Source organism: Thalassospira sp. CH_XMU1448-2 (genome assembly GCF_037027285.1).
Taxonomy (GTDB): Bacteria; Pseudomonadota; Alphaproteobacteria; order Rhodospirillales; family Thalassospiraceae; genus Thalassospira; species Thalassospira profundimaris_C.
The window spans coordinates 459196-480078 of sequence record NZ_JAYMEA010000003.1 but is presented as its reverse complement, the minus strand read 5'-3'; the positions used below and the strand labels follow the sequence as shown (position 1 = coordinate 480078).

19 protein-coding genes are annotated in these 20883 nt (G+C 54.3%); 6 read left to right on the top strand and 13 right to left on the bottom strand.

Features of this window, described 5'->3' with window-relative positions:
• Nucleotide 1 precedes the first annotated feature (1 nt).
• The 4 genes from phnE (WA318_RS14745) to phnD all read right to left on the bottom strand — a co-directional run bounded on the left by phnE (WA318_RS14745) (nucleotide 2) and on the right by phnD (nucleotide 3504).
• A complete protein-coding gene (gene phnE, locus WA318_RS14745) occupies nucleotides 2–826 on the bottom strand; it encodes a phosphonate ABC transporter, permease protein PhnE (protein ID WP_114098948.1) in 825 nt (274 codons plus the stop codon).
• Complete coding sequence (phnE, locus tag WA318_RS14740; protein ID WP_114098949.1) at nucleotides 820–1626, bottom strand: phosphonate ABC transporter, permease protein PhnE; 807 nt, start codon at nucleotides 1624–1626, stop codon at nucleotides 820–822. Before phnE (WA318_RS14740) ends, phnE (WA318_RS14745) begins: the two co-directional genes overlap by 7 nt.
• Nucleotides 1623–2420, bottom strand: a complete 798-nt coding sequence (phnC, locus tag WA318_RS14735; protein ID WP_114098950.1) for a phosphonate ABC transporter ATP-binding protein — start codon at nucleotides 2418–2420, stop codon at nucleotides 1623–1625. Before phnC ends, phnE (WA318_RS14740) begins: the two co-directional genes overlap by 4 nt.
• Nucleotides 2421–2505: 85 nt before the next feature.
• Entirely contained in the window at nucleotides 2506–3504 is a 999-nt protein-coding gene (gene phnD, locus WA318_RS14730; protein ID WP_336082270.1) for a phosphate/phosphite/phosphonate ABC transporter substrate-binding protein, read from the bottom strand.
• A gap of 170 nt (nucleotides 3505–3674) precedes the next feature.
• Between phnD and WA318_RS14725 the strand changes: the two genes are divergently transcribed.
• The 6 genes from WA318_RS14725 (at nucleotide 3675) to WA318_RS14700 (ending at nucleotide 8598) form a co-directional block, all read left to right on the top strand.
• Nucleotides 3675–4505, top strand: a complete 831-nt coding sequence (locus WA318_RS14725) for a DeoR/GlpR family DNA-binding transcription regulator (RefSeq protein ID WP_258548745.1) — start codon at nucleotides 3675–3677, stop codon at nucleotides 4503–4505.
• A 160-nt stretch (nucleotides 4506–4665) separates the two neighbouring features.
• Nucleotides 4666–6057, top strand: coding sequence for a class II fumarate hydratase (gene fumC, locus WA318_RS14720; protein ID WP_220150331.1), 1392 nt, complete (start codon nucleotides 4666–4668; stop codon nucleotides 6055–6057).
• An 87-nt stretch (nucleotides 6058–6144) separates the two neighbouring features.
• Nucleotides 6145–6672, top strand: coding sequence for a DUF2946 family protein (locus WA318_RS14715; protein ID WP_336082265.1), 528 nt, complete (start codon nucleotides 6145–6147; stop codon nucleotides 6670–6672).
• Nucleotides 6673–6737: 65 nt separating this feature from the next.
• Nucleotides 6738–7244, top strand: coding sequence for a copper chaperone PCu(A)C (locus tag WA318_RS14710; RefSeq protein WP_336082263.1), 507 nt, complete (start codon nucleotides 6738–6740; stop codon nucleotides 7242–7244).
• A 112-nt stretch (nucleotides 7245–7356) separates the two neighbouring features.
• Nucleotides 7357–7860, top strand: a complete 504-nt coding sequence (locus WA318_RS14705; protein WP_336082261.1) for a cupin domain-containing protein — start codon at nucleotides 7357–7359, stop codon at nucleotides 7858–7860.
• Between the two features lie 78 nt (nucleotides 7861–7938).
• Entirely contained in the window at nucleotides 7939–8598 is a 660-nt protein-coding gene (locus WA318_RS14700) for a LysE family translocator (protein ID WP_336082259.1), read from the top strand.
• Nucleotides 8599–8702: 104 nt separating this feature from the next.
• Here WA318_RS14700 and WA318_RS14695 read toward each other — a convergent pair whose 3' ends face one another.
• The 9 genes from WA318_RS14695 to WA318_RS14655 form a co-directional block, all read right to left on the bottom strand.
• Nucleotides 8703–9698: a dipeptide ABC transporter ATP-binding protein gene (locus WA318_RS14695; protein WP_114098956.1), complete on the bottom strand. Its 996-nt coding sequence runs from the start codon at nucleotides 9696–9698 to the stop codon at nucleotides 8703–8705.
• Nucleotides 9698–10711, bottom strand: a complete 1014-nt coding sequence (dppD, locus tag WA318_RS14690) for a dipeptide ABC transporter ATP-binding protein (RefSeq protein ID WP_114098957.1) — start codon at nucleotides 10709–10711, stop codon at nucleotides 9698–9700. The genes WA318_RS14695 and dppD overlap by 1 nt, the downstream gene beginning before the upstream one ends.
• A gap of 3 nt (nucleotides 10712–10714) precedes the next feature.
• Nucleotides 10715–11650, bottom strand: coding sequence for an ABC transporter permease subunit (locus tag WA318_RS14685; RefSeq protein ID WP_181850325.1), 936 nt, complete (start codon nucleotides 11648–11650; stop codon nucleotides 10715–10717).
• A gap of 14 nt (nucleotides 11651–11664) precedes the next feature.
• On the bottom strand, nucleotides 11665–12675 hold the full coding sequence (locus WA318_RS14680) for an ABC transporter permease subunit (protein WP_114098958.1): 1011 nt from the start codon (nucleotides 12673–12675) through the stop codon (nucleotides 11665–11667).
• A gap of 119 nt (nucleotides 12676–12794) precedes the next feature.
• A complete protein-coding gene (locus WA318_RS14675; protein ID WP_114098959.1) occupies nucleotides 12795–14402 on the bottom strand; it encodes an ABC transporter substrate-binding protein in 1608 nt (535 codons plus the stop codon).
• Between the two features lie 406 nt (nucleotides 14403–14808).
• Nucleotides 14809–15828: a threonine aldolase family protein gene (locus WA318_RS14670; protein ID WP_336082254.1), complete on the bottom strand. Its 1020-nt coding sequence runs from the start codon at nucleotides 15826–15828 to the stop codon at nucleotides 14809–14811.
• A 102-nt stretch (nucleotides 15829–15930) separates the two neighbouring features.
• A complete protein-coding gene (locus WA318_RS14665; RefSeq protein WP_336082251.1) occupies nucleotides 15931–16950 on the bottom strand; it encodes a threonine aldolase family protein in 1020 nt (339 codons plus the stop codon).
• 115 nt (nucleotides 16951–17065) lie between these two features.
• A complete protein-coding gene (locus WA318_RS14660; RefSeq protein ID WP_336082249.1) occupies nucleotides 17066–19348 on the bottom strand; it encodes a CHASE2 domain-containing protein in 2283 nt (760 codons plus the stop codon).
• A 36-nt stretch (nucleotides 19349–19384) separates the two neighbouring features.
• On the bottom strand, nucleotides 19385–20881 hold the full coding sequence (locus WA318_RS14655; protein WP_336082247.1) for a FecR family protein: 1497 nt from the start codon (nucleotides 20879–20881) through the stop codon (nucleotides 19385–19387).
• Nucleotides 20882–20883 lie beyond the last annotated feature (2 nt).

The window sequence follows — 20883 nt, the reverse complement described above, 5'->3', positions numbered from 1 at the left end:
GTCAGATCACCTTTTTACGCAGGTAAGCTGAGATGGCTTCGCCGATAATGACCAGACCGATGATTGCCAGAAGAATGGTGGCAACCGTCTGCCAGGCAAAGGTATCAATCGCACCCTGAAGGATGATGCCGATACCGCCCGCACCGACCAGACCCAGAACCGTACTTTCGCGCAGATTGATATCCCAACGCAAAATGGAAACGGCAAAGAAGGTCGGCATGACTTGCGGGATAACCCCGTAGACCAGAATCTTGAAACGCGATGCGCCAACAGATTCCAGTGCCTCGATCGGGGCACGGTCGATTTCCTCGATTGCCTCGCCCAGCAATTTGCCAAGGAAGCCAATCGAGCGGAAAATGATCGCCAGAATACCGGCAAGCACACCGGGTCCGAACACGGCCACAAAAAGCAATGCCCAGATGATGGTGTTGACCGAGCGCGATGACACCAGAATGAACCGGCCAAGCCACAGGGTAAAGCGGTTGGGCGTGGTGTTCTGGGCAGCGATCAGGGCAATCGGCAAGGACAGGAACACAGCAAAGAATGTCGCAATCGTTGCGATATTGACGGTTTCAAGCAGCGTCCAGGCAATGTCTTTCCAGCCTTCAAGTGACGGCGGGAACATACGGCCAAACAGATCGCCCATCTGTTGCGGCGCATCCCAAAGCCACGGCCAGATGACGTTGATGGTCGAAAGCGACCAGACAACGGCAAGTGCGACCAGTGCCATCAGGCCGTAACGACGCCAGCGTTCCTTGGAGGTATAGCGAGACCATTCGCGATGGGCGATTGCGTCCGGTCCGGTCGGTTGAGTGGTGGCTACCATAGGTTCCTCCTGATCCGGCCGCTGATGGCCTCACTGACAAGGATCACACCGATGATGCAAAGGGTGATGGCCAGTGCAAAGTCATAGTCATAGCGCCCGAAGGCGTTCAGAAGCGTCGAGCCGATGCCGCCTGCACCCACAATGCCGACAATCGCCGAAGCACGCAGGTTGCTATCAAGCTGATAGATCGAAAGACCGATCTGACGGGGCATGATTTGCGGAATGACGGCATAAAGCAGGGTGACAAAGGTCGGTGCGCCAGCCGCACGGACGGCTTCGACCTGACCCCAGTCGATTTCCTCGATCCGTTCGGCCAGCATTTTGGCAACGAAACCGATGGAATAGATCGTCAGGGTCAGAATGCCTGCCAGCGGACCAAAACCGACTGCTTTGACAAACAGGATGGCAACAATGACCGGGTGGAAGGAACGCGCCACAATGATGAAACCGCGCCCGATGGTGTAAAGCCATTTGGGGGCGATGTTTGATGCGGATGCAAAGGCAATCGGAATGCTCAGTGCCAGCCCGAGAAGGGTTGATACAATCGCGATCTTGATGCTTTCCATAAAGCCGTCAAACAGCAGCTCGCCGCGAATGAAACTTGGCGGGAAGGCGCCTTTGAAAATACGGATGGCGCGCGGAACGCCGTCCTGAATGCGTTCCCAGTCAAATGGAAGGCTGGTGACAGCCCACCATACATAGCCGACCACAGCAATCAGAAGACCCCAGCGCAACACGGGGTTGGCAATAAAGGGTGGCTTCTTCCATGTGCGGCCCGTTGTTTGAACGGTGCTGCTCATCTTGCTGCTACCTCGCGCAAATGCGTACTGCTTTCGGCGCCACCACGTTCTTCGGCGGGGACACCTGCATAAATTTCGTCCATGGCGTCATTGTTCAGATCTGTGGGTTCGCCATCGAAAATGATGCGACCAAACCGCATGCCGACGATGCGCTGGGTATATTCCTTGGCTTCATTCACGTTGTGAATATTGATCAGAACCGGCAGGTGCAACTCGGATGCGAGCGCGCGCAGCAGTTCCATGATCTGGCGCGATGTTTTCGGATCAAGTGACGCGGTCGGTTCATCGGCCAGCAGAATTTCCGGCTCCTGCATCAGGGCGCGCACAACGCCAACACGCTGGCGCTCGCCGCCGGACAATTCATCAGCACGCTTGTTTGCGTAATGGGCAATACCAACGCGCTCCATCAGGTGGAAGGCGCGGTCGATATCTTCTTGGGGGTAATTGCGGGTCACAGCACGCCATGCCGGAAGATAACCGAGGCGGCCGGACTGAACGTTTTCCATGACCGTCAGGCGGTCAATCAGGTTGAAGCCCTGAAACACCATGCCGATACGGCGGCGCGCCAGACGCAGCGCCTTGCCTTCAAGCTTGGTCAGTTCAGTGCCATTAAGCTCGATAGAGCCCGATGACGGTTCAACAAGACGGTTGATACAGCGCAGAAGGGTACTTTTACCTGCTCCCGATGCGCCGATGATCGAAACAACACTTTCGCCAGGCACTTCAAGGTTCAGGTTCTTCAACACTGCCTTTTCTTCGCCATAGCGTTTTACAAGTTCTTTGATACGCAGCATTGCGTTACCCCGGTTTGAATGGTAGACGACACAGGGCCACGGCAAGCCGGGCCCTGTGATATCGACGTCGTTTGAGAAATGCGGATTACTTCAGGTTATCCGGGGTGTATTTGACACCGTTGGCAGCCTGGATTTCGCGAATGACTGCCCAGTCATTCTGGTAGGTGATCGGGATGAATTTCGAAACACCTTTGAATTCTTCACCAAGGGCGGTGCCCTTCATGTCGAAGGTAAAGAAGGCTTCCTTGATCTTTTCGACCAGTTCCGGCTTCAGGTTATAGGCATAGTTGAACGAAGTGGTCGGGAAGCGCTTGCTTTCGTAGATGATCTTCACTTCTTTCGGGTCGTAAAGATCGCGCTGGGCCATACGTTCGACAACTTCGGAGGCAACCGGAGCTGCATCATAGTCGCCGGCAACAACGCCAAGGATCGACTGGTCATGCGATCCGGAATAGACAACTTCGTAATCCTGTTCCGGAACGACGCCCTGACCCGGCAGAAGAGCACGCGGTGCAAGGTTGCCCGAATTCGAAGTCGGCGAGGTGTGCGCGACACGCTTGCCTTTCAGATCGGCCAGTTCGTTGATGCCACTGTCAACGCGGGTATAAAGCTGAAGAGTGTAACCGAAACGGCCGTCATCCCCACCCATCAGGGCAAACGGAACCGCACCGGCAAGGTTAACTGCAAACGGCGTCGGACCGGTCGAGAAACCTGCAACATGCAGACGACCCGAACGCATGGCTTCGACTTCGGCCGAGTTCGACTGAACGGCAAAGAAGTGAACGTCCTTGCCGGTTACTTTTTCAAGATGCTCAAGGAACGGCTCCCAGATGTCGGCATAAACAGCCGGGTCTTCGACCGGGGTATATGCAAAGACAAGAGTGTCCGGATCGACAAGCTGATCAGCAGCCGGTGCATCGGCCACCAGATCGCCATCCATGTCGCAATAAAGCTGGTCAAGATCGCCACGCGCGATGCAATCGTCAGCAGCAGCTGCCGGGGCAGCGGTGAAACCAAGCATACCAACCGCAGCAAGCAGTGTGGTGAGCTTCAGGCTGTCAATTTTTTTCGGATATGAAAACACGGCTACTGAACCTTTCTTCCCTGTGAACGCTGGCTTTCAGCCATTTATGATGTGGTTTTGTTGGTTTTATTGTTGCTTTTATCAACATTATGAATTCGAAAAAGTTGAGAAATCAACATAAAACTGTAACAAAAGATTTCAGGAGAGGTTGATAGAATAGATAAATCATCATGGAAATAGCCAATCTTCAGGGGGATATGGCTTTGCGTTTGGGAAAAAAAGCAAGACAACAACGCATTCTGCATGAACTACAGGTTCATCCGCATGTGAGAGTTGCCACATTGGCAGAGCGATTCGATGTGGCAACGGAAACAATCCGCCGTGATCTTGACGCCATGAGCGAGGAAGGCTTGATCAAGCGTGAGTTTGGCGGGGCATCAGCGCGACCGATGGGCCATCAGCCCGATCTGGCGGAACGGCAATTATCTGCGGTGGCCGGGTTCGAACGCATCGGTATGCTGGCGGCTGATATGGTGCGGTCCGGGGATGTTGCGATGATTGATGCCGGATCAACAGTGGCACAGATCGCGCCGTTTCTTGCCGCACGGCGCAGTGCGCTGCCACGTACCTTCCTGACCAACTGTTATGCGGTTGTGCATGGCATGGCTGATCTGGCGGATTATGATGACGTTCTGATGTGTCCGGGCCAGTTTGATCGTCGCGAAAATGCGGTTTATGGCAGTGACACGGTCGACTATCTCCGACGCTTCCACGCCAATATTGCCTTTATCGGTGCATCCGGTGTTTCGCGTCAGGGGTTTAGCGACGTGAACCGCCGGGCGGTTGCCGTCAAACGCGCGATGATGGAACGATCCGATGAAACATGGCTGATGGTTGATCACACCAAATTTGATCAGCGTTATCTTGAAAATGTCGCCCCGCTTGAGGACCTGACAGGGATCATCACTGATCGCCCGCCAACCCCGGAAATCACATCACAGCTCGAACGTGCCGGGATCAGGTTGCTGGCCTGGCAAGAGCGGTCTGAAAAAGTCGGCTAGGGCACCAAGGGTTTGAATGCAAACAAATATTATTTGCATTTGCCTTCGTTCTTGATCCGACCCATATTTCCGGTCAACAGTTTGTAACCTGAACCAAGTGGCTGTTGCACCGGGTTTCCCGCCCCGGTCAGTTTGACGTCTGACACGGAGGATATCTATCGTGACCAATCAAGTGACCACCCGTACCGAACAAGACACCATGGGCACCGTCGAGGTTCCCGCCGACCGGTACTGGGGCGCACAAACCCAGCGTTCAAAGCAGAATTTCAAAATCGGTGGTGAACGGATGCCCGATGCGCTGATCAGGGCGTTCGGGATTCAGAAACTGGCCGCGGCGCGCGCAAATGCCGCTCTTGGCAATCTTGACGCCGACCTTGCCGATGCCATTGAGGCCGCGGCATGCGAAGTTGCCGATGGCAAGCTGCTGGATCATTTTCCACTGGTTGTCTGGCAGACCGGATCGGGCACCCAGACCAATATGAATGTCAACGAAGTCATCGCCAACCGGGCGTGCGAAATCCTGGGTAAACCGATGGGGATGCGTGATCCGGTTCATCCCAATGATCATGTCAATCGTGGACAGTCGTCCAATGACAGCTTCCCGGCAGCCATGCATATCGCCGCAGTGGTTGAGGTTGAAAAGTCCCTGAAACCGGCACTTGTCCATTTGCGCCGCGCGCTTGAGGCCAAGGTCAATGCCTTTGCCGATATCGTCAAAATTGGCCGTACCCATATGCAGGATGCGGTGCCTTTGACACTTGGTCAGGAATTTTCGGGCTATGCCGCGCAGATTGCCATTGGTCTTGAACGTATTGATGATGCGCTTAAACGTCTGCGCAAGCTGGCCCAGGGCGGTACCGCACTTGGCACCGGGCTGAACGCGCCCAAGGGATTTGACGTCGAATTCGCCAGACAGGTTTCCGAAATCACCGGAATTGCCTTTGCCACGGCAGAAAACAAGTTCGAGGCCCTTGCTGCCCATGATGCCTGCGTTGAAATGTCGGGCGTGATGAATGTGCTTGCAGCATCGCTGATGAAGATTGGCAATGATATTCGCCTGCTTGGTTCAGGGCCGCGTTGCGGTTTGGGCGAACTGGTTCTTCCGGCCAACGAACCCGGATCATCAATCATGCCGGGCAAGGTCAATCCGACACAGGCCGAAGCATTGACGATGGTGTGCGCGCAGGTCATGGGCAATCATGTTGCCGTGACGGTTGGCGGATCAAACGGACATCTGGACCTGAACGTGTTCAAGCCGGTGATTATCTATAACCTGCTGCAATCTATTCGCCTGATTGCCGATGCGTCAGTCAGCTTTGCCGATAACTGTGTTGCCGGGCTCGAAGCCGATCAGGAAAAGATCGACCATTATGTCGAACAAAGTCTGATGCTGGTGACGGCTTTGGCACCGCATATTGGCTATGACAATGCCGCCGCTGTTGCGAAAAAAGCCCACAAGGATCGCAGCAGCCTGAAAGAAGCCTGCATTGCGCTGGGCTTCCTTGATGGTGCGAAATTCGACGAACTGGTTCAGGCACGCGACATGATCTGATGCGGTCTGACTGATGACCTGACGCCACCAATGGCCGGACAGACATTTCCCCGGTCACAGGTGAGCGTTTGTCGGAGAAGGCTGTCAGTGGCATCTTTGATCAATGTCATTGCGGGTAAGGATGAATTGGGGCATATCAGCCAGATGTTCTCAACCAAACGCCATAACCGCGAGTGTCGCGGTATATCCGCCAGCCGTGTCCTTCAGACTTGGCTGATGGCGTTTGTGATCCTGCTTGCAGGTGTCACCCAGTCCGGCCTGATCCCGGCCCTGATCACTGGCCATGCCACCGGAATTTCGCAGGCCAATGCCGCGGATGCTGTTCCGGGCGGCAACGTTGTTCTGATCTGTACGCCAAATGGCATCGAGCCCGTCAATCTGGCGGATAAGGACGGGGATCAACACACCCGGCCAGACAATCCGCCCCCAATGGCCGGTCATGCGTTTTGTTCGCTTTGTGCGACCCATCACGGGGCGGTTGTTGCCATTGAACTACCCGATATGGTGCCGGTTCCGGTTGTCCATCATCTGCGCTTTGCTGTGGCAAATGGCAAGGCGGATGGTCGCGAAGTTCTGCGTGTACATCATTCACGTGCACCGCCAGTCGCTATCTGATTTCCAAAACGAACTATTGATGAAATCAGACCTGCCACGCGCAGGCAAAAGACGGATGAAACTCCATGAAAAAATTCTTTGCTGTCATTGCGACTTTGGCGTCGCTGTTTGTTGTTAGTAATGCCTATGCGGCCGATATTGAAGTCAAGGACGCCTGGGCAAAGGCTTCTCTTGGTCAGGTGCGCAATGGTGCTGCGTTCTTTGTCGTTGTGAATAACGGTGATGCGGACCGGATTGTTGGCGTGCGCAGCGATCTTGCAGCCAAGACCGAACTCCACACCCACATCATGGACAACAATGTCATGAAGATGCGTCAGGTCGAAGGCGGTGTCGATGTTCCGATGCATGGCGAAGTCATGTTCAAGCCGGGTAGCTATCACGTCATGATGATGGGGCTGAAAAAGCCGCTCGAAGAAGGCGAGATGGTTCAGGTGATACTTGAATTTGAAAAGGCTGGCGATGTTCCGGTTATGATCAATGTCATGGATGCAATGGCCAAGGGCCCGGCGGGCATGGGGGCGATGAACCACGGTAATATGGATCATGGCGGAATGAACCGTAACGCAAACTGATTGCAGTTATGGCGTCGGTTTGATGGCCGATTTTCAGGGGGAAGGTTTGCGCCTTTCCCCTTTTTTCGTCATGATGGGGGAAATAGTCGCCGTTGGTCAGAGGGGGCCCGCAATGTCAGAAAACATCACCATCGACGATCTGATTGCCAAGCTGGGGCTGCAACCCCATCCCGAAGGCGGATATTACGCCGAGACGTTCCGCGCCTTTGAAACATGCAATCCCGGTAACCGCTATCTTGGTGTGCGCAGTACCGGAACGGCGATCTATTACCTGCTGACACCCGATACCTTTTCGGGGATGCATATTCTGACCAGTGACGAAATTTTCCATCATTATCTGGGCGATGCTGTCGAACAGCTTCAGCTGTTCGAGGACGGAACGCACAAGTGTGTCGAAATCGGCAAGGACCTTCTGGCCGGGCAGAAACCGCAAATGGTCGTGCCCAAAAATGTCTGGCAGGGCGCGCGTCTCAAGTCCGGCGGAAAGTTTGCATTGCTGGGATGTACGGTCGCACCGGGATTTGATTTTGCCGACTTCTCGATGGGCAAACGTGCAACCCTGAGCGCGAAATGGCCCGCAGCGTCCGAGATGATTGCAGCATTGACGCGCGACTGATTTTAAGGCGAAATCGCTCTGTCACCAATCCGGGACGGGGCCAGTTCGGGCGCTGTTCCGAAATACAGGATATGCCCCATGCAGTTCGATACCTGGCTTTTATTTGCCGGGGCGGCAATCGCGTTGTCGATGGTTCCCGGCCCCAATAACCTTCTTGCGATGTTTAATGGTGCCCGCTACGGCGTCGTGTCGGCGGCGGTCGGTGGTGTCGGGCGTATCATGGCCTTTGCGCTGATGATCGTGATTACCGCAACAGGGCTTGGCGTTATTCTGGCGGCCAGTGAAACGGCCTTTCTGATCATTAAATGGGTCGGGGCGGTCTATCTGGTTTGGCTTGGTATCAAAAGCTGGCTTGCCAAGGTGCATGATGTTGACGCCGATACTGTTACCGGTTCGGGGCAGGTCGTGCTTATGGCCTATCCCGGTGCCTTTACTCTGGCACGCACAGAATTTCTGACGGCGATTGGCAATCCCAAGGCGATTTTGATTTTTACCGCCTTCTTCCCGCAATTTCTTGACCCTGCACAGGCCTATGGTGCGCAATTCACGGTCATGGGCTTGACGTTCCTTGCGATGGAAAGTTCGGTCTTGCTTGTTTATGGACTTCTGGGGGGACAGGTCAAAGGCCTGATCCGGTCGGCCCGTCATATGCGGATGCTTAATCGTGTATCGGGTGCGCTTCTGGTCGGGGCGGGGGTGCTATTGGCCTTTACCGAGCGGACCCGTTCATCGGCCTGACTTCCATTTGATGGAAAGACATTCCGAAATGCGCAGGGGCGCGCTGGTTAAAGCGCGCCCCCTTGCTCCCTTGTCTACCCGGACATCCGGGTGATCGCCTGTTCTCAGGCGATTTCCTCGACCCGGTGGCACGCCACTTCGCGGCCCTCGAAATTGCGCAGTTCCGGGCGAACCTTTGCGCATTCCTCGGTCGCAAACGGGCAGCGTTTATGGAACGCACAGCCCGATGGCGGGTTGATCGGTGAAGGCAATTCGCCGGTAAGCGGTTCTGCCTTTACACGATGTGCCGGATCGATCTTTGGTGCCGATGCCAGAAGCGCCCTTGTATAGGGATGCAACGGCTTGGCAAAAATCTCTTCGGTCGGTCCTTTTTCAGCGACGCGACCGAGATACATCACCATGACGTCATCTGCAATATGTCTGACGACAGAAAGATCGTGCGAGATGAAGACATAGGCGACATTCATCTCTTCCTGAAGATCCATCATCAGATTGAGAACCTGCGCCTGGACCGACACATCAAGGGCAGAAACCGGTTCATCGGCAACGATGACTTTCGGTTCCAGAATAAGAGCACGCGCAATGGCGATACGCTGACGCTGCCCGCCCGAGAACATATGCGGATAGCGCTGGAAGAATTCCGGGCGCAGACCAACCTTGGCCATGGTTTCGCGAACACGTTCCTCGCGTTCCTTGCGACCAAGGTGATCCATGTTCAGCAACACCGGTTCGGCCAGAATCTGACCGACCTTCTTGCGCGGGTTAAGCGACCCGTAAGGGTTCTGGAAAATCATCTGAACTGTGCGGCGGAAAATTTTGGCATCCTTGTCAGAAAGGTTGCCGACCGCATGGCCATTAATCTTCAGCGCGCCCGCACTGGGTTTTTCAATCAGGGTCAGCTGACGACCAAGGGTCGATTTGCCGCAACCTGACTCGCCAACGACTGCCAGCGTCTTTTTGGCTTCAAGCGTGAAGGACACACCATCAAGCGCCTTGACCGTCGCGCCGGGTTTGCCAAAACCGCGATTAACATCATAGTGACGGACAAGGTCATCGGATTCCAGAAGCGGAACACCGGGTTTGGTATCCAGAAAACTCATTATACAGTCTCCCCGGTGGCCAGATCGGCAGTTAGGCCGGTCGGCTGGCCCTGATCATTAAGCGGATAGAAGCAGCGTACATCGCGTCCGTTGAAGTCAGTGACTTCCGGACGTGCGCTTATGCAGCTTTCATTGGCGTAGCGGCATCGCGGTGCCAGAAGACATCCCGTCGGGCGGTCATACTGGCCCGGAACCACGCCGGGGATAGTGCGCAGGCGATCATGGCCCTCGGAACGTTCCGGCAATGCTTCAAGCAGCGCCTGCGTATACGGATGACGCGGGGCGGCAAAGATGCTGTCGGCAGGACCGCTTTCAAACAGCTGGCCCGCATACATGACTTGAATGCGGTTGGCGGCCTCGGACACCAGTGCAAGGTCATGGGTAATCAACAAAAGCCCCATATCGCTGTCTTCCTGCAGTTTCAGCAGAAGATCAATGATCTGGGCCTGAATGGTGACATCAAGGGCCGTGGTCGGTTCATCGGCGATCAGAAGACGCGGCTTGCAGGCAATCGCCATCGCAATGACGATACGCTGGCTCATGCCGCCCGAAAGCTGATGTGGATAGGCGGTCATACGTGACTTCGGATCGGGGATGCCTACCTGATTAAGAAGTTCGAGCGTACGTTCACGACGCTGCTTCTTGGTCCCGCCTTCATGGACCTTAAGGGCTTCCATGATCTGGGCTTCGACCGTGAAGCAGGGGTTAAGCGCAGACATCGGATCCTGGAAGATCATGGCGATGTCTTTGCCGGTGATTTCGCGACGACGTTTCGCAGGCATCCCCAACAGGTCCTGACCATCAAAGGTCAGGGCGTCTGCTGTGACACGACCGGGAAAATCGATCAGGCCCATAACGGCAAGCGATGATACCGATTTACCGGAACCCGATTCACCGACGATGCCAAGAACTTCGCCGCGATCAACTGAATAGCTTACTGAATCAACAGCACGAAACGGCTTGTCTTCGGAGCCGAACTCGACTGTCAGGTTTTTTACTTCGAGAAGAGCCATGACTTACCGTTTCATCTTGGGATCAAGGGCATCGCGCAGACCATCACCCATCAGGTTGAAGGCAAGCACGGTGACAAGGATGCAAAGGCCGGGGAAAGTGATCACCCACCATGCCGAACCCACGAATTCACGGGCTTCGGACAGCATGGTACCCCATTCCGGCAGCGGCGGCTGTGCGCCAAGGCCAAGGAAGCCAAGGGCAGCAGCGTCAAGGATCGCACTCGAAATACCCAGTGTGCCCTGAACAATCAGCGGTGCCATGCAGTTCGGAAGAATGTTCACGAACATCTGGCGGACATGTCCGGCACCGGCAATCTGCGATGCAATGACATATTCCTTGTTCAGTTCGGACACCACCGATGCACGGGTCAGACGCACATAATGCGGTAACTGGACAATCGCGATGGCGAGCATCGCATTTTCAAGTCCCGGGCCGAGGATCGCAACAATGGCAAGCGCCATGATCAGGCTGGGCAGGGCCAGCATGATATCCATCAGGCGCATGATAGCGACTTCGACCCAACCGCGGAAATATCCCGCAACCATGCCAAGAACGATACCGGAAATCATCGACAGGATGACAACAAACACGCCGATAGAAACCGACAGCTGCGCACCGTGGATCAGACGCGACAGGATATCGCGGCCCACCGCATCGGTGCCAAGGATGTAACGCGGATCGGCACCTTCCATCCAGACCGGTGGTTTAAGAAATGCGGTACGGTCCTGTGCAATCGGATCAAACGGCGCGATCCATTGTGCGGTCAGCGCAAGGAACAGAATGATCGCAATGACGATCAGGCCAGCCAATGCACCACGGTTCTTTTTGAAATAGTCCCAGGTCTCGCGTAGCGGGCTGGGCGGTGCGCCCATCGGTTCAACAGCGGCTTCCGCCAGAGTGTTCACCGGGGCTGCGGACGGGGTATTATTCTCGCTCATCTTTCGCAGTCCCCTTAGCGTTTATGACGGATACGAGGGTTTACTACCCCGTACAGAAGGTCGACGATCAGGTTCACGGCCATGACAAGGAAGGCAATCATCAGAATGCCACCCTGAATGGTCGGATAGTCGCGACGGTTCATGGCTTCGATGATCCACTTGCCAATCCCCGGCCAGGAGAAGATCGTCTCGGTCAGGATCGCACCGGCCAGCAAAACACCGACCTGAAGGCCGATGACCGTGATCACCGGGATCAGGGCGTTGCGAAGTGCGTGGACCATGATCACTCGGATCGGGGCAAGCCCCTTGGCACGGGCAACACGGATATATTCCTCGCCGAGAACTTCAAGCATTGAGGATCTGGTCATGCGCGCGATCACGGCCATTGGAATGGTGCCAAGCGCAATGGTTGGCAGGATCATGTGGCGCAGGGCGCTGATGAATGCGCCTTTCTCGTCGCTGAGAAGCGTGTCGATCAACATGAAGCCGGTGGTCGGCTCGATGTAATACATGACTGAAAGACGTCCGGAAACCGGCGTCCAGCCCAGCGTTGTCGAGAAGAACATGATCAGAAGCAGGGCCCACCAGAAAATCGGCATCGAATATCCGGTCAGGGAAATAGACATGGTCAGATGGTCGATCCACTTTCCACGATTGATGGCAGCAAGGACACCGAACGGTACGCCAAGGCAAACGGCAAACAATATACCCGTCAGGCCAAGCTCGACTGTTGCCGGGAAGAGGACAAGAAATTCATCCAGAACAGGTTTTTTGGTGACAAAAGATTTGCCAAGATCGCCCTGGAACACACCCATCAGGTAATCGAAATACTGGACGATAATAGGCTGGTCAAAGCCGTATTGTGCCTGAAGTTCTGCGTATCGTGCTGCGTCAACACCACGTTCTCCGGCCAACATCAATATTGGGTCGCCGGGAATGAGGCGGATCAGGAAGAATACCAGAAGGGTGACACCGAAGAAGGTCGGGATGATGTCTCCCAAACGGCGAAACAGGAATCCTAGCATGCCATCGGGCCTTTTTGTGCATCCACGCGCGGTCAGGATACGGGTGGACGTCTCTCTCTATTGCGGAATTGCAAAGAGGCCCGGAAGACCGGGCCTCTTCGACAAGGTTTTAGGTGGTCTTATTCTTTGATGTCGACGCCATAGAAGATGTGACCGCCAAACGGATCAATCTTGTAGTCGACAACTTCGTTACGAACCGGTTCGAAAACGATCGAGTGTGCGATGGTTGCCCACGGTGCTTCACGCTTGAAGACCAGCTGAGCTTCTTCGTACAGACGGGTACGCTCAAGAACGTCCGAGGTGGTTTTAGCCTGCTGAATCAGCTGTTCGAATTCGTCGTTGCAGAAACGAGCGCGGTTCGAACCGCCAACGCCGTCACAGCCAAGCAGAACTGCAAGGAAGTTATCGGGGTCGCCGTTATCACCGGTCCAACCGAGCATGAAGGTACCCTGTTCACCTTTTTTGGTGCGATCAAGGTATTCACCCCACTCGTAGGACACGATTTCAGCCTGAACACCGATTTTTGCCCAGTCAGCCTGAATCAGCTCGGCCATACGGCGTGCGTTCGGGTTGTAAGGGCGCTGAACCGGCATGGCCCAGATATCGGTCTTGAAGCCTTCCGGGAAACCGGCTTCTGCCAGCATGGCTTTCGCCGCTTCCGGATCATAAGGATCATCAACGGTGTCGTTGTTGTAAGACCAGATGGTCGGCGGAATCGGGTTTTTGGCAGCAGCGCCAGCACCCTGATATACACCTTCGATGATGGCGTCTTTGTTGATCGCCATGTTCAGTGCTTTACGCACTTTCACATTGGTGAACGGCTCTTTCTCGGTGTTGTAACCAAGGTAACCGACGTTCAGACCTTCCTGGCTCAGCAGGTTGATGGAAGCATCTGCATCCATTTCAGTCAGGTCAGCCGGGTTCGGGTACGGCATGACATGGCATTCACCGGCTTTCAGCTTCTGATAACGAACAGTGCTGTCCGGGGTGATGGCAAAGATCAGGTTGTCGATTGCGGCTTTGCCTTCCCAATATTCCGGGAATGCTTTGTAACGGATAACCGCATCTTTCTGATACTGAACCAGCTGGAACGGACCGGTGCCGACCGGGTTAAGGTCAACCAGTTCCGGGGTGCCGGCTTCCATCATCTTGTCAGCATATTCAGCCGACAGAACAGATGCGAAATCCATTGCCATGTTGGCGATGAACGGAGCTTCCGGACGGTTCAGAACGAATTTTACGGTGTAGTCGTCAACCTTGACGATGTCCTTGATCAGGTCCGGCATGGACATGCCGTTGAAGTACTCGTACGAGCCGCCTGAAACACCGTGATACGGATGGTTTTTATCAAACTGACGCATGAAGGTGAAGATCACGTCATCAGCATTGAAATCGCGGGTCGGGGCGAAGTCTTTGGTGGTGTGGAACTTCACGCCTTTGCGCAGGTTGAAGGTATATTCCTGACCATCAGCCGAAACGTCCCAGCTGGTCGCAAGACCCGGAACGATGGTGGTGGTGCCGCGCTTGAACTGTACCAGACGGTTGAAAACCTGACGCGAGGACGCATCGAACGTGGTACCTGCGGTGTAAAGCGACGGGTTGAAGCCTTCGGGGCTACCTTCCGAGCAATATACCAGAGTTTTTGCCGAAGCGGCGGTCGGAGCAGCAAGTGCAGTGGCAGCAAGCAGGCCTGCACCAATCGCCACTTTGACGAAATTCGCTTTCATTAAATGCCTCCCTCAAGGCTGGTCCGAACAAGTGACTGCTGCCTACATGATCTTGAACAGGTCATGTTTGACAACGCCATATTGGAACGGACGGGGTTTACCCGATCCAACAGATATTATGTTGGCAATCGACGAGGGAAAATAATCAGGGTTTCTAGGTATCGTCAACGTTTGCTGCGTGGTTATACGTAGAAAGCCCTTGGTCGTTGAATGATGAATTTATGTCAAGTGTTTGTTATTTTTATGAAATTCACTCCCCCATTTGCGTATAGGAGCTGTGCATTTTTTTCGGGGCTCGGACGTAATTAAGGAATATCACTTCATTCGGATGTGCATTTGAACGATTCATAATCCGTTGAAATTTAATGATTCGTTCGATTTGATACCTTGTCCGAGCCCCGGTTTCCTATCTCAGGGTAGTATGAAGTTCAGAGATTTGCGCGATATCGGTGTTCCATGCCGCAACGAACCGATAAACATCTGCGCCAAGTGACGGCCATGCATGGAACATCAGTCCCGCATCGCGCAGCTTCGCAGCAAGCTCTGCGGGCAGTTTTACAAACAGCTCGTTGCCGTCTGCCGGATGGGCAAGGGTCGCGCCGCGTCCGATCAGAAGATCGGCAAGGGCGGATGCTGCCTGATTGGCATGTGCTGCATTCTTGAGCCAGACGTCATTTTTGACATAGGCCAGAAGCTGTGTAGCCAGATAACGATGTTTGGAATGCAGATGGCCGCTGCGTTTGCGCGCCTGTTCGATCCGGCCTTTCAGGCTGGTATCAAACAGAACAATGGCATCGACCGCCATCGCGCCGTTCTTGGTCGCGCCAAAGCTGATGGCATCAACGCCTGCTTTCCAGGTGATGTCAGCCGGATGGCAATCAAGATGAGCAACTGCATTGGCAAAGCGTGCACCATCCATAAAAAGACGCAGATCATGTTTCTTGCAGACGTCACCAATGGCGGTCACTTCCGCCGGGCTATATACGGTGCCCAGTTCAGTTGCCTGCGTGATCGCGACACATTCCGGGGCAACCGAATGGACCCCGCGATTGACCTGACCGGAAATAAAGGCATCAAGTGCCGTTGCTTCAAGTTTGGCCGTTGGCCCATCCATCGGAAGAAGCTTTGCCCCGCCGGTGAAAAAGGCAACACCGGTGCTTTCGTCTTCATTGATGTGGGCTTCGTGGTGACAGACAACGCCGCCATATGGTGTGACAAGGGCTGACAGGCTGATGCAGTTTGCCGCAGTCCCGGTTGCAACGGGAATAACCGCAACCTCCTTGTCAAACAGATCGGAAAATGTGCGATCAAGCTGCTGGCTGATTTCGTCGCTACCATAAGCCGGTGCATTGCTGCTGGCTTCAAGCGTCAATGCTTCGAGAACTTCCGGGCAAAACGGGGACACATTGTCGGAGGCAAAGTTCATATTCTATCTCGCAATATCTTGGTGGCATTCAGCGTTTGCAAAGCTGAGAATGATTTAACGTGGTTATCCCATGCAAATGCCGATGATGGCAAATCTGCGATGTCATCCAATCGACTGTGGCAGCGATTTGATCAGTTCAATCGGGCTGTTCCAGGCACACACAAAACGGTATGCGTCCGGGCCGATGGAAGCCCATGGGCGAAACACGATCCCCGCATCCCGCAGGCGTTGCGCCAGATCGTCATTCATATGAATGAAAAGTTCGTTGCCTTGCGGCGGGAACGCGGCTGTGGCGCCCATATTCTCAAGACTTTTCTGCAAGGCTTTGGCGGCCTCATTGGCGTGGCGCGCATTACGTAACCAAAGATCATCTTGGACATAGGCCAGAAGCTGGGCAGCAAGATAGCGGTGCTTTGAAAACAGATGACCGCCGCGCTTGCGGCTTTTTTCCGTGTGACGCCGCAACTTCGGATCAAACAGGATGATGGCATCAACGGCCAGGGCTCCGTTTTTGGTCGCCCCGAAGCTTAAAACATCGACACCCGCTTTCCAGGTGATATCAGCCGGATGACAGTCAAGGGCCGCAACCGCATTGGCAAAACGTGCGCCATCCATAAAAAGGCGCATGCCGTGTTTCTGGCAGACATTACCAATCGCCTGAACTTCGGCAACGTCATAGACGGTCCCGAACTCGGTGCTTTGGGTTATGGCAACGCATTCGGGGTCTACTGAGTGCATGCCATTTGAAATATGTGACCCCAGATAGAGATCAAGCGTATCTGCCTCGATCTTGGCAGATGGCCCGTCAATGCCAAGCAGCTTGGCTCCATTGCCATAGAAAGCCACACCGGTTGATTCCGTCATATTGATGTGGGCCTGATGATGACAAACAACGCCGCCAAACGGTGACACCAGCCCCGAAAGCCCGACCAGATTTGCAGCCGTTCCTGTCGCCACCGGTATAACGCAAACGTCGGTCCCGAACAGGGCTGAGAAGGCCGCATCAAGTTGTCGGCTTTTGTCATCCGCGCCATAGGGAAGGGCGGCACTTTCGCTTTCCGCAGCGATAGCATTGAGAATTTCGGGGCAGATGGGCGAAACATTGTCAGATGAAAAGTTCATCGGGAACCTCGGTGACGCAATGGGGCAATTGGCAGTTCGACAAAAAGGCAGACTTCAGACGTCTAAAATCATCAGATAGCAGAGTGTTGGGATAAAGCTGATTTGGCAAGTATCGCTATTTGCTTGTCGCGATAAACACACCATCCCACTCGACCGGTGGCGGGGTTTCCCGGAATGTCACGATACGATCGGAATACATGTCATAAAGGGCTGCCAGTGCACCTACACCACGCGATGCCTGACGACACTGGTCAAGCAGTTCATCTGCCTTGTCCCATTGTTGCGTACGATAGGCGTCCAGCATTGACTTGTGCAATATCTGACAGTTCCTGAATTCTTCTGTCTGACAAAGTTTGGCACCGCCAAGCAGGGCAAAGATATGCACAGCTTCGCTTTTGCCTTTCACCGCAATCAGATCGAGTTCCAGTGTGGCAAAATCATTCTCGACACGTTTGGCAACATCTTCACCCAGAACGATGTCAACGCCGTAATTTTTCGACTGCCCTTCAAGACGGGAGGCCAGATTGACCGCATCGCCCAGAACAGAATAATCGAACCGCTGATCCGATCCCATATTGCCAACAAGGCAGTCACCGCAATTGATCCCGATGCCAATGTTAAGCGGCAGGAACTTTTCATTGTCACGCTTGGCTTCGCCCAGACGTTCGGCATTGAGGTGATCAAGCGCCTCACGCATGGCAAGTGCGCTATCACACGCATGATGGGCATGGTTTTCAACATCAAGTGGTGCATTCCAGAAGGCCATGATGCAATCGCCCATATATTTGTCGATTGTGCCTTCCCGATCGAGAATGCATTTGGTCAGTGGCGTCAGAAGCCGGTTGATCAGGCGCGTCAAACCCTGCGGGTTGGATTTGAACCCCTCTGAAATCGAGGTGAAACCGCGGACATCACAAAACATCAAGGTCATGTCTCGGGTTTCACCACCAAGCTTCAATTGTTCCGGATGACGTGACAATTGATTGACCAATGCCGGGGACAGGTAGTTCCCGAAGGCAGAGCGGACCTGCCGCCGTTCGCCTTCGGTGCGTACAAAGCCGATGGAGCTGGTTGCCAGATAAACAGCCAGCAAGCTGACCAGCGGATAGACCGGATCGATCAACAGCAATTTGGCATCATATGCCCACCATGAAAATCCGGCGGCACCAAATGCCAGTGTTCCGCCGATCACCGCAGGCCAGACGGCGCCAAGTCGTGGAACGGCAAGAACAAAAAACAGGCCGATCAGCAAAAGAACAAAGCTTTCGGTTTCTGCAGCCCAATATGGGCGGGTCAGGAAATGGCCCAGCAACATCTGTTCAAGCATCTCTGCATGCACTTCTACCCCCGGCAAAACCCGATCAAGCGGTGTGGACCGCAAGTCAAGCAATCCTGCCGCACTGGTGCCGACCAGAACAATCGTGTCGCGAAGGCTTTCCGATGGCAGAGTGTCATTCAAGACATCAAGCGCCGAGATATAACGCTGTTTCTTATGGCCGGTGAAATGAACCCACATATATCCGGCATGATCGGTGGGAATGGTAATGGCACCGACCCTGATGGCCTCGATACCCTCTGACCGGGTCCAGCGTGAACTGCCACTTGCCCCGGACATCCGCACATTCATGGTTTTCGGGGCATCCTGAAGAACGCGAAGCATTTCCATCGATAACGTCGGATAAACAGGCATGCCAATCACGGGCAGGTCGTAATCCAGTGCCGCCAGTAGCGGAACCCTGCGCACCACACCATCCTGTTCCGGTGACACATTCACCAGCGCATTGCCACTTGCCGCATTTTCTATGATATCGAGGTTTTTGGCCGCACCGGGCAGCACAGCAATAAAGTCGGAAAGTTTTCTTCCTGCTTCACCCGATGTACTGAAATTGCCGATTTGCCTTGGCGGGGTTTCCAGTTTCTTGTTGCTCAGCTGGATTGCCGTAACGACCTGTCCTGTACCCTGAATGAACTGGGCAAACAGTTTGTCATGATCTGGCAGTTTATCGGCAAGGGCGGTTATTTCGTCGCTTTCCGTGCCCTTGGGCCAATCTTTCACCACGCGGGCCGGGGATGTTCGGTCGGGCTCGGCAAATACCACGTCAAACCCGACAACCCGCGCGCCGGCCGAACGCAAACGATAAACCAGCCCGGCCAGACGGGTACGTGGCCATGGCCACTGCCCCAGTTCTTCCAGACTTTTTTCATCAATGTCGATGATACGAACACCAACATCTTCATATTGGCGCGGCGCGATGCGCTGATAGGTGTCAAACACACTCAGGCGCATCTGGTCCACAAATGGAACATCCTGCCACCGCAAGAAGATGCAGATCAGCAGGATGCCCAAAGGAAGCAAATAATGCAGCCCCGCCAAAAGTCGGGATTTGGTTAGACGCATTTGGTCATTCGTTTCCGTTTGGCGAAAGTACCAAGATTAATTGAGTGTTGCGCTGCCGTCTGTCCCAGATGGATGGGAAGTCGTCGACACGTTAAAGTCAACATTGTAGGCGTCTTTGAATGTTGCTGTGGCGCTACACCCTAAGTTGTTAGTGCAGCTTCCGTCATAGCTGAAATCGCCACTGGCAAACTCGACATTTCCTGTCGAACTTGTGTAATCGGTTGTCGTGGGAAGGAGACTCCCATCAAGAATACCCGCTGAGCCAATTGGTCCTACATCGTTCACTTGGATCTGCGAGAAATATATTGCGATGGTTCGGTTAGCAAAATCAATTGTTGAGCTAAAGCTGTAATCAACATTTGCCCCGTCAATATTGATCGTGCCGGTTGTGACAGATCCACTGCTAATCTGGCGCAACGCGTCATAGGTGAACTGATCACTTCCACCGCCTCCACCGCTACTTCCACTACCGCTATCGTTGCTATTGCTGCTTGAGTTGTTGCTGTTGGTACTGTCGACATTTCCCAGGATTGAAGCGATTTCCCCTTGTGAGCCCGAAGCACCCGTAGCGCTGACCTGTGCCAATGCAACTTCAATCGTGCCTGCCATGGTTGCGCCGGTTTGCGAATTGGCCTGCTCGGACTGCCCGGGGGTCAATCCGGTTTGTTGCGGAGCCGCTGCTACTGTTTGGCTTGAAGATGAGCCCGTGCCGGAGCCACCATCCTGATCGTCGTTGCGCGACGCTGTACGAACAAGATTGCTTGAAAAATCAAAGGTCGCGGCTTCCTGCGGGAAGCGGGCCGGTACGGTCACAACATTACTGCCGACAAAAACGCCGAAATTTTCACCGGTGATGTTTTGACTGTTGCCATTCTGGTCCGTTACCGCGAACGCACCGGGGCGGGATGTCGTATCGTTACGTGCAAGGCCCGGGCCCTGATTGACGGCCATGAAAACCTGCTGATTCACAGCGTCGGGGGACGAGGTGTCAAATGAACCGGGCATGATCTGGTTTGCCTGCTCTGCCGAAACAGACCGGATCAAGCCGATGGTGCCTCTGATGCCGATTGATCCAACCGGAAGATTGATATCCATGCTTGCCGGGTTGTTGAGCGGTATCTTGCCCGTTACGAAACGCATGACACCGCGTGCCATATCGGCAACGATGCGACCATCACCGGTTGCCGGATCGTAGACAAACTCGTCAATGGCGACGTCACTGTTCGGTCCGATGGTAAAGACTGTTTCGTCCAGTAAGAGGACTTGCATGCCTGAATTCGGCGACGTGATGATCCGGTCCCCAAGATAAACGGGCATCCCGCTTTCAACCAGAACACCGATTTCGCCCGTCACTTTGTTAAGCGTGACATCACCGGTTACGGCGGCGGATACGCCTGCCATCTCGACTGTGATTTCAGCTTTTGCCGGTGCGCCAAGCAGAATGGTCAGCGCCATTGGCATGCCGATGGTTACATTTCGTGCAAGGTGCGTAAATTTTCTCTGCAAACGGGCGGTCATTACGTTGTTCTGCATCA